Origin of the sequence: Paraburkholderia sp. WC7.3g (assembly GCF_050436345.1) — a bacterium.
Classification (GTDB): Bacteria; Pseudomonadota; Gammaproteobacteria; order Burkholderiales; family Burkholderiaceae; genus Paraburkholderia; species Paraburkholderia podalyriae.
Genome location: NZ_JBNDMA010000002.1, coordinates 1403977 through 1417762, shown reverse-complemented (window position 1 = coordinate 1417762; position 13786 = coordinate 1403977). Strand labels below are relative to the sequence as shown.

At 60.4% G+C, this 13786-nt stretch carries 9 protein-coding genes; 7 read left to right on the top strand and 2 right to left on the bottom strand.

Annotated elements, in window-relative coordinates; translation table 11 throughout:
• Nucleotides 1-191: 191 nt before the first annotated feature.
• A complete protein-coding gene (locus tag OKW43_RS18020) occupies nt 192-2210 on the bottom strand; it encodes a sigma-54-dependent Fis family transcriptional regulator (protein WP_429448819.1) in 2019 nt (672 codons plus the stop codon).
• Between the two features lie 311 nt (nt 2211-2521).
• Between OKW43_RS18020 and exaC the strand changes: the two genes are divergently transcribed.
• The 7 genes from exaC (at nt 2522) to OKW43_RS17985 (ending at nt 11952) form a co-directional block, all read left to right on the top strand.
• Nucleotides 2522-4048: an acetaldehyde dehydrogenase ExaC gene (gene exaC / locus OKW43_RS18015; RefSeq protein WP_429448817.1), complete on the top strand. Its 1527-nt coding sequence runs from the start codon at nt 2522-2524 to the stop codon at nt 4046-4048.
• 525 nt (nt 4049-4573) lie between these two features.
• Nucleotides 4574-5425, top strand: coding sequence for a hypothetical protein (locus tag OKW43_RS18010; RefSeq protein WP_429448815.1), 852 nt, complete (start codon nt 4574-4576; stop codon nt 5423-5425).
• A 23-nt stretch (nt 5426-5448) separates the two neighbouring features.
• Nucleotides 5449-5934, top strand: a complete 486-nt coding sequence (locus OKW43_RS18005; protein WP_187636581.1) for a hypothetical protein — start codon at nt 5449-5451, stop codon at nt 5932-5934.
• Between the two features lie 402 nt (nt 5935-6336).
• A complete protein-coding gene (locus OKW43_RS18000; RefSeq protein ID WP_429448813.1) occupies nt 6337-6564 on the top strand; it encodes a PAAR domain-containing protein in 228 nt (75 codons plus the stop codon).
• 41 nt (nt 6565-6605) lie between these two features.
• The gene (locus OKW43_RS17995; RefSeq protein ID WP_429448811.1) at nt 6606-10466 is read left to right on the top strand and encodes a type VI secretion system Vgr family protein; all 3861 of its coding nucleotides are present in this window, start codon (nt 6606-6608) and stop codon (nt 10464-10466) included.
• Between the two features lies 1 nt (nt 10467).
• A complete protein-coding gene (locus tag OKW43_RS17990) occupies nt 10468-11070 on the top strand; it encodes a hypothetical protein (protein ID WP_429448809.1) in 603 nt (200 codons plus the stop codon).
• Between the two features lie 279 nt (nt 11071-11349).
• On the top strand, nt 11350-11952 hold the full coding sequence (locus tag OKW43_RS17985; RefSeq protein ID WP_187636672.1) for a hypothetical protein: 603 nt from the start codon (nt 11350-11352) through the stop codon (nt 11950-11952).
• A 41-nt stretch (nt 11953-11993) separates the two neighbouring features.
• On the opposite strand, the gene OKW43_RS17980 is transcribed toward OKW43_RS17985, so the two are convergent.
• Nucleotides 11994-13733: a SulP family inorganic anion transporter gene (locus OKW43_RS17980; protein WP_429448807.1), complete on the bottom strand. Its 1740-nt coding sequence runs from the start codon at nt 13731-13733 to the stop codon at nt 11994-11996.
• Nucleotides 13734-13786: the final 53 nt, after the last annotated feature.

Below are 13786 nucleotides of genomic sequence, written 5' to 3'. Positions count from 1 at the left end.
TTTTGGCCGTCCATGACCGCTGTGACAGCGGTCATGGACGGGCTAGCCAATGAACTCCCCGATACGCTCCCACATACGCACCGGGTTCGAATCGATCGGAAAGTCACCGGTAGTGTGCGGTGGTCACTGATTCGCCGAGCGGATGCGTCGAAGACAGCGCAGGTTTCGGCCGCAAGCAGAAAGCTCGCGCGTCAATCATCACCCCCCGGGCGTCCCGACTGCGTCGCCGGCATCTTGCGATAAATAGTGTTCCGCGACACCCCAAGCGCACGCGCCGCGGCCGACACGTTGCCGCCATAGCGCGCTACCGTCATCGCGACCGCCGATGCGGTGACATCCTGCAACCGTGCGCCGTCGGGCACCAACGCATCGCCAGCAGCAAGCGTGTCCGCAGCCGATGCAGCGGCCTCCCCGTGATCAGCCTCGCCACTGCGGCAACGCGCGCCACGGACATCATCCAGAAAATCATCCGGCAGATGCTCCCACCGGATCTCTCTATCGTCCTCCACCATCGCCGCCGCAGTGCGCAGCAGATTAGCCAGTTGCCGGCAGTTACCTGGCCACGCATGCCGCGCGAACTCGGCCATCACATCCGGCGCAACACTGAGCGAGCGCCGCCCCCCGCATTCGACTGATTCCCGCTGCAACATCTTCTCAACCACGACCGCGAGATCGCTCCGCTCACGCAACGACGGCAACCGAACCGCAAGCCCGTTGATCCGATAGTAAAGATCCTCACGAAACTGGTTTTGCGCAATCATCTCGCGCAGGTTTCGATGTGTCGCGCAGATAATGGAAACATCAACAGGAAGCGCTCTCGTCGCCCCAAGCGGCGTCACAAGCCGCTCCTGCAACACGCGCAGCAGCCGCACCTGCAACGAATACGGCATATCACCGATCTCATCGAGAAACAGCGTGCCGCCATTCGCCTGCATCAGCTTGCCGATCGATCCTTTGCGCCGCGCGCCGGTGAACGCGCCCTCTTCATAACCGAACAGCTCGCATTCGATCAGCGACTCGGGAATCGACGCACAGTTGACCGCGACGAACGGCCTGTCGCGACGCGGCGAATCGTTGTGAATCGCCTGCGCGAGCAACTCCTTGCCGGTGCCGGTCTCGCCGGCGATCAGAATCGGAATGTCCTTGCCGAGCACCCTGCGAAGCTTCGCGATCAGCGCGGACACGCGAGCATCGCCAGTGTCGAGATCGCTGAGACGCGACAGTCCCGTCTCCGGGCGCGGCCCATTCGCTCGCGCCGGTCGCGATGCGGCCGCAGCATCAACATCGACCGCCCCATGCCCCTGCCTGAATGAAGTCCGCTGAAACTGCGCACGCGCGCATACCACCGCACCGTTGTGCAGATTCAACATCAAATGCGGCGCGACGCCATGCGTCAACCGGTCGATCAATTGCGCATACGAGATCTGAAACAGCGACGACAGCGTATGCGTGCGCAGCGCGGCGAGCGGCAAGCCGAACTGAAACTGCGCGCTCCGATTCGCGGACAGAAAGCGGCCATCGTGCGTGAACGCGATGATCCCTTCCATCAGCGTGCCAAGGAACTCCGGCCGTCCATGAAAGGACACTTGCAGCACGTCGCGAAACGCGGTCGAGAACAGATGATTTTCGATCATCTGCACCGACATCTTCGCCAGTGCCATCGTGTGCTGGTGATAGCTGCGGTAATCGCCGGTCACGTCGAGCACGCCGATCAGATCGCCGTACGGATCGAGAATCGGCACACTCGAACAGGTCAGGAAGCGGTTTGCCGCCAGATAGTGCTGGTCGCCATGCACGACCATCGCACAGCCCTCGGCCAGCGAGGTGCCGATCGCGTTGGTGCCCTGGCGATCCTCGGCCCAGTTCGCGCCGGGCCGCAGCGCCACTTTTTCGGCGCGATGCAGGAAGTCGTCATCGCCGATCGAATGCAGGATCAAGCCTTCGGTGTTGGTCAACACAATCATGCTTTGCGTGTTGACGATCTGCTCGCGCAGCGTCTCCATGATGGGCATTGCATGCGCGCACAGCGTCTGGTTCTGTTCACGCTTCAGCACGAGGCCCGTATCGGAGAGGATGTCGTAATCCGGTCGGATCGATGCGCGAAGGCCGAATGTCTCCGAGCGTTCGTGGGCTTTCTGAATGGCCGGTGCGGGCCAGCCATTGGAGCGGTTGGCCGCAGTAAGGCTGACCGGATGTACGTCGTCGCGCATTGTCTCCTCCTGAGGGCATCCGGGTCATGCCGGACGCTTCGATGCGTGTCGACAGGATACTCCGTTTGATAGCCCGCCCGCCGCCCGCGACGATCCGCGCACGCCAGCGCCATTGATCTGCGTCAGCGTCGGCCCGGTCTGCGGCGTTTTTGAACACCTGCTGCCCGTATGACTGTTCCGAAACGGAACACTTCTGCATGCGCAGCCCCGGGGCGTCCCCGCAAATTTCGTATGTCGACGCATTGGTACGGTTCGTGCCTGATGTCGTCCCGCGCAGTCACCCGATCACCATCACAAAACGGAGACAAGTGATGAATCCCTTCGACCTGAAAGCCCTCGGCATCGATATCGAGTATCCCTATCGCCAGCGATACGAAAACTACATCGGCGGCAAGTGGGTGCCGCCGGCCGGCGGCGACTATTTCGACAACGTATCGCCGATCAACGGGCAACCGTTTTGTCGCGTGCCCCGTTCGAACGCCGCCGACATCGATCTCGCCATCGACGCCGCGCACGCGGCGCGCCGCAAATGGGCGAAGACGTCAGTCACGGAGCGCGCGAACTTGCTGCTCGCGGTCGCCGAGCGCATGGAAAAGAATCTGAAGCTGCTCGCGGTCGCGGAGACGATCGACAACGGCAAGCCGCTCCGCGAAACGATGGCCGCAGACTTGCCGCTCGCCGTCGATCATTTCCGCTATTTCGCGGGCTGTATCCGGGCCCAGGAAGGCAGCATCTCGGAGATCGACGACAACACGGTCGCCTATCACTTTCACGAGCCGCTTGGCGTAGTCGGTCAGATCATCCCGTGGAATTTCCCTCTGCTGATGGCCGCATGGAAGCTCGCGCCCGCGCTCGCGGCCGGTTGCTGCGTCGTGATGAAACCTGCCGAACAGACGCCCGCTTCGATCCTCGTGCTGATCGAACTGATCGGCGACCTGTTCCCGGCAGGGGTCATCAATATCGTCAGCGGCTTCGGCAAGGAAGCGGGCGAAGCGCTCGCCACCAGCAAGCGCATCGCGAAGATCGCATTCACGGGCTCGACGCCGGTCGGCAAGCGCATCCTGCATGCGGCGGCGGAGAACCTGATTCCGTCGACGGTCGAACTCGGCGGCAAGAGCCCGAACATCTTCTTCGCCGACGTGCTCGATCGCGATGACGCGTTCCTCGACAAGGCGCTCGAAGGTCTCGCGATGTTCGCGCTGAATCAGGGCGAAGTGTGTACGTGCCCGTCGCGCGTGCTGGTTCAGGAGTCGATCTATGAGCGCTTCATCGAGAAAGCGATCGCCCGCGTGGAGCGCATCAAGGCCGGCCACCCGCTGGACCTCGACACGATGATCGGCGCGCAGGCGTCGCAGCAACAGCTCGACAAGATCCTGTCGTATATCGACATCGGCCGGGACGAAGGGGCGCGGTGCCTCGTCGGTGGCGAGCGCACGACGCCCGGCGCCGGTCTCGGCGAGGGCTTCTACGTGAAGCCGACCATGCTGTTCGGCAACAACGATATGCGCGTGTTCCAGGAGGAGATTTTCGGGCCGGTGGCCTCGGTGATGACGTTCAAGGACGAACAGCAAGCGATCGAACTCGCGAACGACACGTACTATGGCCTGGGCGCCGGCGTGTGGACCCGCGACGGCACCCGCGCATACAGGATGGGACGTGAGATCGAGGCGGGACGCGTGTGGACCAACTGCTACCACTTGTATCCGGCGCATGCGGCATTCGGCGGATACAAGCAGTCGGGGATCGGACGGGAAACGCACAAGACGGCGTTGTCGAACTATCAGCAGACGAAGTGTCTGCTGGTGAGCTATCAGGCGGAGGCGCTTGGGTTCTTTTAAGTGGGGGCGCGCGTCGTCAACCGGCGACGCGTGCCGACGAATTTGGCCGGGCGGAGTGCAGGCCGCTCCGACTGCATCAATCGATGCGCGATTACGAAGCTCGCTTCAGACTTTAGTCTGCCTCAACTTCTCATCCAAACCCGCATTCCGTCATCAGTCTTTCTAAGACCGGAAGCATCCGCGCACGAATCCAGGAAAGTACTTCGTCTAGCGACTCGCTCGTTGCGGAGACTCGTCTCCGGCAGCAACAAAGTTGGCTCCAGGGCGCGACACCCCACATGCTGCGATCAGTCAGCGCGACATCAACTCAATTCGAGATGAATCGGAGTTAACTCTTTTTAACCATAAATTAATTCGCCACTATCCTCCTTTCAGCACGTCTGCCCTGTAACCATTCATCAAATCAGCAAAAAATGGTTGATTCTCCCGACTAAAGCTGTGAAATCTGAGACAGGCGTTCTAGTTGGGATATGCACCCGCCGATTATCATGCCCTTGAACACATGACAATCTGACCACGAACACCATGTCTACTCCCACACTCCAACGAATGAACCGCGCTCCCTTGCCGCGCAATCTCACGCTAGTTGCAGGCAATGCATTTCCTTTCAAGGTATCGGGCTTCGGTTCAGACCACCGACACGTAGTCGTCAAGTCCTCGTCCTCTTGCGTGAAAGTCGTTGTGGTAAGCGCCAACCCGCACAATAGAGAGCAAACACTCAGGCTCGACGCGCGATCCGTCATCCGTGCCAGTGAGCGGAGCACGCTGTCCACCTATTTAGCCAGTCAACCTGGCCAGAAGGCGGTCTCAGACATTTTCGCGACCGTCGAGCCCCGCCTTGAACTCCCGCCCGTGGGCACGGAGGAGAATATCTTGGCCAGCATGTTGATTGTGGAGAATGTCACGCCGGGACAGCGTAGTTTCGTTTCCGTGGATCAGACATTGACCAGTATGCAATGGATGCGCTGGGTGTTGGCGAATCGCTTGCGCTTTGGCTCGGCGCATTTCGGCTCAAGCAAGGCGGCAACAACGCTCACTGAATTGATCAAGGCCCCTAATCAGGTAAAAGGCTTCGAGCGCTATCCGTCCATCGAGACGGGACAAAAGATCGTAATCGACGACGTTCTGAAGATGGCCAACGACTCGACCAACACAAGTTTCCTCGTCTATCGACAATATGTTCAAAACGCTGTCGATGTCGCCAGAGGTGTTAAGTTGGGAAGTGATCCCTGCCCCACTGGCTTATTCGCGTGGCGGACGAGTGGTAGAGGGTCGCCGGGAGCGAATTTCGTCTTATACGAGACCAGAGGTGGCCAAGATTTTTACACATTGAGCGACGCCTTCATAAAAGATCCGCTACTGCGCTCACACGAGTAGCCCTACCCTGAAGGAACTCAGGCATGAAACAGCTTGTACATCTTTTCTGTTTTTTCCTGTTGGTACTTGTATCGCCTGCCCAGGCAACGGATAACTTCCCGCCCGAATTCGACCCAAAACCGTTGAAGCGCACCCTCCCGGACAACGATCCTTACTACGGGCCGCCGGAAGTTGCGATCAGGAAATTGCTGTCATCTGAGAAGAAGAATCGAGGCACCAACCACTTTTGTGTCGTTGGCTACGCGTGGCCAAACAATGGTCTTGATATCTGGGTGTATTGGGCGGACGAGAAGCGGTTACTGCAATGGCGTGGATTTTCTGACCGGAAAAGACGCGAAGCTGGTCTGATCACGGCGCAAGCTGATTTCGCATTGGAAGAAAACACTGTGGCGACGCCCAACGACATCAACGGCAGAAATGACGTGGTCACCCGCGCCTGGTGGTACGCGGTAGTCAACGATTGTGCCGCGCATGGCGAGCACTTCACGATCAAGCCTTTTAAACCTTAAGCGGCCTTGACGGCCGCCGCCTCGGGCGCTTGCCCCGCGAATGCCGCCCGAGGAGCGCGGTGCTGACCGCTGCCGAGGCGCGCGTCGTCAACTCGCGATGCATGTTGTAACCCCCGCGCGGGCTTCACATATTACGTACGCGCGGCTCCCCGCTTGTCACTCGGGGCATCCCCTTCCCCTGTGTCTTCCGCAAAAACCGCGGAATAACGATCCACAGCAGACAACACGGGCCCGGCCAGCAAGCGCAACGCGCACCAAGGCCCTGTTCGCCCGATAAATTAAATAATTATCCTATCCGGGCTCAAATTCATCCAATTCCGAAAGCCCCAGGCCACGCCACTCCCGATACTGTCGTTCGCACATAACAAGGGAAGAGCGATGAAGATCGGTAACGGCCAACCAATGACGCGACTCGCAGACAAGACGACCCACGACGGCACGGTCATCGAGGCCGCGCCAGACCTGATGCATATGGGCGTCCCGGTTGCACTCGATGGGCACGGCGTCGATTGTCCGAAGTGTGGCGGGGTCTATCCGATCATCGCGACCGGCCAGCGAACCCATCACGGCAGGCGCGTCAGCTATGCCGGCGACAGCACTGGCTGCGGCGCGATTCTGATTGCGTGCTGATCGCTTGCTGATTGCCGCCACCCATTCGCATTCGTGCAAGCATGTTCAAAACCGCACAGAACCGCACTTTAGGTCTTTCCAGTGACGCGCTGCCCACATGGGGCGATGAGCCATTGTTGGCCCCGCTACGCCTACGCGGTACCGAAGCCCTGGGCAAACTCTATCGATACACGCTCGACGTGGCGACGATCGAAAGTCAGACGCTCGGATTGTGGCAAGCACAGGAACTCGTCGTACTCGATAGCCTGATTGGCAAGGTCATCGATGTTTCGATCGCTTTCGACGGCAACGGATTATTCGACCGGCAGGTGTTTGAACCCGGCAACGCGGCACGCGCGGGCGCGGGCGCGGGCGCGGGCAACCGCACGATTTCGGGCCTCATAACGGGCATCACACAGACAGGCACCGACGGCCGGCGCGCTTATTACCGATTCGTCGTCCGTCCCTGGCTGTGGCTGGCCACGAAAACCTGCGAAAGCAGGATCTTTCACGACGCGAGCGTGATGGACATCACTGACCGGATACTCAAGGAGCGGTATCACTTTCCGGTCTTGATGGAACTCGGCGCGCCCGGCCTGTGCGACGGCTACCCGAAGCGGGACTATGTCCGGCAGATGTGGGAATCCGACTTCGAGTTCCTGACTCGCGTCTGGAGAGAATGGGGAATCTACTACCTGTTCGACGGTATGACGCTGGTACTGTGCGATTCACCCGGCTCGCACAAACAGCACGACAACGCGTACGACTCGCTACGCTATCACGCGCGCGCTGACCGGCACGTGGACGAAGAGCACATTCACAAGATCGAGGTCTCGCGCCAGATCACGACAGGCAAGGTCAGTCTGATCGATTACGACTACACGCGCTCCGGCGAGCGCTTCGAGGGCGAGTACAACAGCCACAGCGACTGGTCCTACGACAACATCGAGCAACACCGCTGGGGCGACTATTCGCAGCCGCTCGCTGGAGCGGCGGGATTGTCAGGTAAGCGAAACCACTTCCGCAATGAAGCCGAACACCTCGCGAGCGTGCGCGTCGATGCAATGCGCAGCCGTCATCTGCGTCTGAAGGGGCAAGGAAATCTACGCGGCCTGACAACGGGGAAAACATTCTGGCTAAACGACCATCCACAGCGGGAGATCAACGCGGAGTACCTGGTAGTGTCGACCACGCTCGACATTCGCAATGCGCCGCAGAACACACAGTCGCCCGGCGACCACACTAACGATGCGCTGCGCCAGTGCATGACCGACTTCGTGCTTCAACCCGCCAATTCGTTCTTCAGAAGCTGCCCGAAGAAGAAGCCGCGCTGCGCGGCGGAAACGGCAATCGTGGTGGCGGCCGAGGATCAGCCGATATGGGTCGATGGATACGCGCGGGTGAAGGTGCGTTTCGTATGGGACCGACTTGGCCCGACAAGCGAAAGCGCCAGTTGCTGGGTGCGCGTGTCGTCACCGTGGCAGGGCAATGGCTTCGGCGCGATTTATCCGCCGCGTGTCGGTCAGGAGGTCTCGGTCAGCTACCACGAAGGGGACCCGGATAAGCCATACGTATCGGACAGGATGGTCAATGACCGGAACCAGCCGCCCTGGAAGCTACCGGATAACCAGGCACTCTCTGGCGTCCTGAGCAATGAGCTCAAGGATGGCCGCGCCGGCCAGAGCAATCACGTCGTACTGGACGACACACCGGACCAACTCCAGGCGCAGCTCGCCAGCGATCACGCGCAGTCGCGCCTCGTGTTGGGCTACAACACGCGCGTCGTGCGCGAGGTCGGCCGACAGCAAGCGCGCGGTGAAGGCTGGGAACTGGCCACTGACGCATGGGGTGTCGCGCGCGCCAACAGGGGCATGCTGATCAGCACCGACGCGCGTCACGGCTCGACCGGGCCGGCAAAGGATATCGGCGAGACCGTGGCGCGCCTCACACAGGCGTGCGGTATCCACGAGAACCTCGCGGGTCTCGCTCGACAATACGACGCACAGGAACCGCAGACCAGCCAAAGCGACGTATCGCGGACCATCAAACGGCAGAACGACGCGATACGCGGCGGTGCGGCGAGCGCGGAGCGGCCCTTTCCGCAACTTGCCCAGCCCGACATAGTGCTGGCCAGCGCGGCGGGGGTCGGTCTCACCGCAGCGCAAAGCACGCACGTGGCGAGTGTCGATCACGTCGCGCTCACCGCGGGCGGACACGTCAGCATCGCAGCGGTGAAATCGCTGCTGGCGTCGGCGGTCAACGGCGTGCGGGTGTTCGCGCAACATCTCGGCATCAGGCTGAAGGCTGCGTCAGGCAAGGTGCAGATCGACGCGCAAAGCGATGATGTCGAGGTTATCGCGCAACGAGTCGTCAGCATTATCAGTAGAACCGATTCGATCAACCTGATGGCCAGCAAGGAAATCGTTTTCCATGCCGGTAACACGAAGGTGGTCATCAGTTCGGAGGGGTACAAGGTCTACACGGATGGGGAGCATCGGGTTCATGCGCGTAGTCATCGGACCGACGGGCCAGCGGCCCGCCCTGTCAATGTGCCGGTTACGCCAGGCAATCCCGGCAAGCTTGCGGCACATCATGTTCTGATCGAACACGATTCGGGCTTCGCACTGCCGAATCAGCCGTACCGCATCACACTCGACGATGGTCAGCTGATTCAGGGTGTAACCAACGCGCTTGGAGAGATGAGTCTCGTCACCAGTAATATGCTTGCGTTCGCGACGGTCGAACTGTTTGCCGCGAGTGAGCCGGACAAAGTCATTGCGGTGAGCAAAGGTGCGGTGATCAGGGAGGCGAACGAGCCGTTTGCGGGCGCACTACCCAACGCCGAGAAGCGCAGTGCCAGGGTCGCCGGAAAGGCCGTGGCCTCTCCCGATCCGAGCGCGACGACGGAAGACAAGCCGCCCGAATTCGTCTCGTGCGATCCGATAAACTTCGGGCTGCGCTTTTATCACTTCATCAACGGTGCGACCGAGGCCGACACGCCAGCAGGCATGTCGATGCGCAAGGATGTCGAATACCCGGTGACTAAGACTTATACGGCTGCGATCAAGACTGTGTTGCAGGGAATCGATTGGGCCGGGGTGACGTGGCCGTTGACGCTCAGTTCGAGAGAGATGATCGAAAACGCAGTCATGCCGAAATTGGAAGACGCGCTTAGCGCCGGGCCATTTGGATTGCCACGACCGGATACCGCCAACTCGGAAAATGGTAGTGCCATGCCAAAGCTTGTGATTACTAATCCAAAGCGGGCAACGGAGTACAACCTGCGACAGGATGTCAGCGCCGCATTCCTTGGGAAGTACTGGCTCATCGCCGTCAACGAGAGCGAAATCGCGCGCATCATCGAGCTCAGGGACCAGCCGGCCTCGCTGGATAACCGTCTCAGGGCATTTGCCGACACGCTGTATCACGAGTCTCGCCACTGCCAGCAGTACTTCTGGATGTTCTCTTTGCTTCAGCACTTTCCAGACGACTACAGGGACCTGCCGAATATCCAATTGGTGTATAGGTCGACGACTCTGAAAAAAACCTATGCAGCGGCTGGAAACACGACGCTGCCCGACGATCATCGCGTTCACATCGGTCTGCACAGGATGCTTGTATTCCACTACTACTGGCTAATTTCCTACATGCAGGACAAGCCGGGCTGGGAGTTCGTCAGGCGAGATCTTCCCCTTGCCGAAAGGAAGGTATGTGAGCTGCTTAATGTCTCTTCTGAAACAGCACAAAAGATGGCGCAATTCGAAACCGGCTATCGGAGCCAACTTCATGAAGAAGATGCCTACGCCTGTGCGGAAGTGGTTCAGGCCTACTGGCACAATCCTGATGATCCTCTCGTTCGCAATCCCGGTACATGCACAGCTCAGTACGCCGACGCTCTCAGGATCGTCGGGGCTAGGAGTTGAGATGGAACCGACTGTGACCGATGCTCAGCGCGACATGGCCTTCCGGATCTTGGCCACGGCAATGGCGATGCTGCGGGACGACCAACCCTTCGATCCCGCGCGTACGATATTCGGCCGCGTTCTGTCGGCGCGGCCTGAGCGCGGCGTAGTAGGTGTTACGGAGTATTCCTTCGAGAATCCGGTGTTGCCGGACACACGAATCATCGTAGTTGTGATACCCGATCCGCTCGACCCCTTCGCCGACCGCACGAAGGTCAAGCGAGTCATGCTGGACTTCACGATCCGCTTCAGTCCACTATTGACAGACATTAGCCGCTCGACGCTGGAAGACCTCCTCCAGGTCGATATCGGTTACTGGGTCGATGGCAACGGCAAGCGGTGGCCCGGCAACGATATGGGAGCGACGCCGCCGCAGATTCGACTGCATAGCTATCGCTATCGTGCTTCGAATCTGCCGACGAGCCGATTTCCGGTGGATGTCGAATTTGCTTTCGGCGACCCCGATCCAAAGCATCCAGCTCCGGGCGAATCCAAAAGGCCGGTCTTGATGGACGTTCTCCTCAATCGTGACTATTCCGCGTTGAAACGGCAACGCCGTGAATAGAGCCAGTCTTGAAGCAGATGAGGTCCTGCCCGACGCTTCCGCCCCAGAAGGGGATCAAGGACGGTAGCGAGCTGCTGAACGTCTCCGCTGAAACAGCACAAAAAATGGCGCAATTCGAAACCGGCTATAGGAGCCAACCTCATGAAGAAGATGCCTACGCCTGCGCGGAAGTGGTTCAGGCGTACTGGCGCAATCCTGGTGATCCTCTCGTTCGCAATCCCGGTACATGCACAGCTCAGTACGCCGACGCTGTCGGAAGCGTCGGGGCCAGGAGCTGAAATGAGACCGACTGTGACTGACGCTCAGCGCGATATGGCCTTCAGGATATTGACCACGGCAATGGCGATGCTGCGGGACGACCAGCCCTTCGATCCCGCACATACGATATTCGGCCGCATTCTCGCGGCGCGACCCGAGCGCGGCGTCGTAGGTGTTACGGAGTATTCCTTCGTGAATCCGGCTTTCCCGCGGACGCAAATCATCGTAGTTGTGGTACCCGATCCGCTCGACCCCTCCGCCGACCGCACGAAGGCCAAGCAAGTCGCGACGCACTTCACGATCCGCTTCAATCCACTATTGACAGACATTAGCCGCTCGACGCTGGAAGACCTCCTCCAGGTCGATATTGGTTACTGGGTCGACGGCAACGGCGAGCGGCGGCCCGGCAATGATATGGGAGCAGTGCCGCCGCAGGTTCGTCTGCATCACTATCGCTATCGTGCTTCGAACCTGCCGACGAGCCGATTTCCGGTGGACGTCGAATTTGCTTTCGGCGACCCCGACCCACAGAATCCAGCTCCGGACGAATCGAAAACGCCGGTCCTGATGGACGTTCTCCTCAATCGTGACTATTCCGAGTTGAAACGGCAACGCGGTGAATAGAGCCAGTCTTGAAGCAGGTGAGGTCGTGCCGGATTCGAACACTATTCCTTCCCAACCATCTCGACATAACTATCAACCGCACTGCCCACGGTCGGATGAAAGCACGCATCGCCGATCAGATCGGTCAACTCGAAGCGCCTGAGCTTGTCGCGAACCGGATCCTTCATCTCCGCAAAGTGCAGCGCAATCCCGCGCTCGTCGAGCGTGCGCGTCAGATCCCGCAGCATGTCGGCGGAGGTGACGTCAACGCTCGTCACCGGTTCGGCTGCCACCACCACGCGCCGTACCGGTGACGGCGATTCGGCGACGGCTTCGAGCAGGCGCTGCTGAAACTGCTCGGCGTTCGCAAAGAACAGCGGCGCATCCCAGCGAAACAGCACGAGTCCAGCGATACGCTCGGCATCCGGGTAGCGCTGCACGTCGTGATAGCCGCGCAAACCCTCGACGCGACCGAGCACCGCATAATGCGGTCGCCAGCCGTCCCACAGAAATTCGATGACCGCGATCACCACCGCGAAGCCAATGCCGGGAATCGCACCGAACACCGCGACGCCGGCAAAGCAGGCCATCGACAGCCAGAACTCCCATTGCTGGATGCGAAATATCCGCTTCAGGTCCGTGATCTCGAAGAGACCGAGCGCCGCAGCAATGACGACCGCGGCGAGCGCGCTGTTGGGCAGGTAGCGCATCAGATTGGGCGCGGCCATCAGCAGCGCCGCGACTGCAAGCGCGCCGACGACGCCCGTCAGTTGCGTCTTCGCGCCCGCGGCCTCGGCGACCGGCGTGCGCGACGAACTGCTGCTGATCGGGAAGCCGTGGAACAGGCCGGCCGCCAGATTGGCCATGCCGAGCCCGACCATCTCCTGATTGGGGTCGACGCGGCTGCGAAAACGTGCCGCGAAAGTCCGCGACAGCACGCTGGTATCAGCGAACGCAATCAACGCGACCGCGCAGCCGCCGAGCAGTATCTTGACCAGATCGGCGTCGCTGACCCAGGGTAGCGCAAAGGTCGGCAGGCCTTGAGGAATCTTGCCGAGCACTTTCACGCCGACGCTATCGAGGTGCAAGACGGTCACGCACAACGTCGCAACGATCACGGCGATCAGGATGCCCGGCAGCTTTTCGAAGCGTTTCAGAAACAGGATCAGTGCAAGGCTTGCCGCGCCCACCGCGAAGCTGTACCAGTTGGCGTGGCCAGCGGCGACGCCCTGCACGAGGCTCACGATGTCCCGCAACGGCCCGCGCTCTTCGATCCGGATGGCGAACAGTCTGGGCAACTGGCTGATCAGAACGGTGAGCGCAATGCCGTTCATGTAGCCGTACCGGATCGGCTTCGACAACAACTCGGTGATGAATCCCAGCCGCAGCAAGCCCATCACGATACAGAACAGGCCGGACACGATCGCCATCATGCTGGCCACCGCAATCGCGCGCGACGGGTCGCCGGCCGCGATTTGCACGACGACCGCGAGAATCGGAGCCGCGAGCGCAGAGTCGGGGCCGAGCACGAGAATCCGGCTCGGGCCGAACAGCGCATACGCCAACAGTGGGACGATCGTCGCGTAGAGGCCGTACACGCCCGGGACGCCGGATGCCTCCGCGTAGGCGATCCCGACGGGCACCAGCATCGTGGTCAATACCAGGCCCGCCGTCAGATCGCTCGGCAGCCAGCTTAAACGGTACGCCTTGAGCACCGTCAGCCCCGGCAGCCAGCGCATCCAGCGGCGCGCGCTGATCACAGCAGTCTGTTCGTTGGGAGGAACTGGCCTGTGCGCTTCCATTTTGGAATGTTCGCGTCGAGACGCCGCGCCACGGATCGTGGGCGGTACGTCAT

Bases quoted from the DNA above. Each gene is read 5' to 3' on its own strand.
- OKW43_RS17980 (WP_429448807.1), bottom strand. From the start codon at position 13,733: ATGGAAGCGCACAGGCCAGTTCCTCCCAACGAACAGACTGCTGTGATC.
- OKW43_RS17990 (WP_429448809.1), top strand. From the start codon at position 10,468: ATGGAACCGACTGTGACCGATGCTCAGCGCGACATGGCCTTCCGGATC.
- OKW43_RS17985 (WP_187636672.1), top strand. From the start codon at position 11,350: ATGAGACCGACTGTGACTGACGCTCAGCGCGATATGGCCTTCAGGATA.
- OKW43_RS18020 (WP_429448819.1), bottom strand. From the start codon at position 2,210: ATGCGCGACGACGTACATCCGGTCAGCCTTACTGCGGCCAACCGCTCC.
- OKW43_RS18000 (WP_429448813.1), top strand. From the start codon at position 6,337: ATGACGCGACTCGCAGACAAGACGACCCACGACGGCACGGTCATCGAG.
- OKW43_RS18005 (WP_187636581.1), top strand. From the start codon at position 5,449: ATGAAACAGCTTGTACATCTTTTCTGTTTTTTCCTGTTGGTACTTGTA.
- exaC (WP_429448817.1), top strand. From the start codon at position 2,522: ATGAATCCCTTCGACCTGAAAGCCCTCGGCATCGATATCGAGTATCCC.
- OKW43_RS17995 (WP_429448811.1), top strand. From the start codon at position 6,606: ATGTTCAAAACCGCACAGAACCGCACTTTAGGTCTTTCCAGTGACGCG.
- OKW43_RS18010 (WP_429448815.1), top strand. From the start codon at position 4,574: ATGTCTACTCCCACACTCCAACGAATGAACCGCGCTCCCTTGCCGCGC.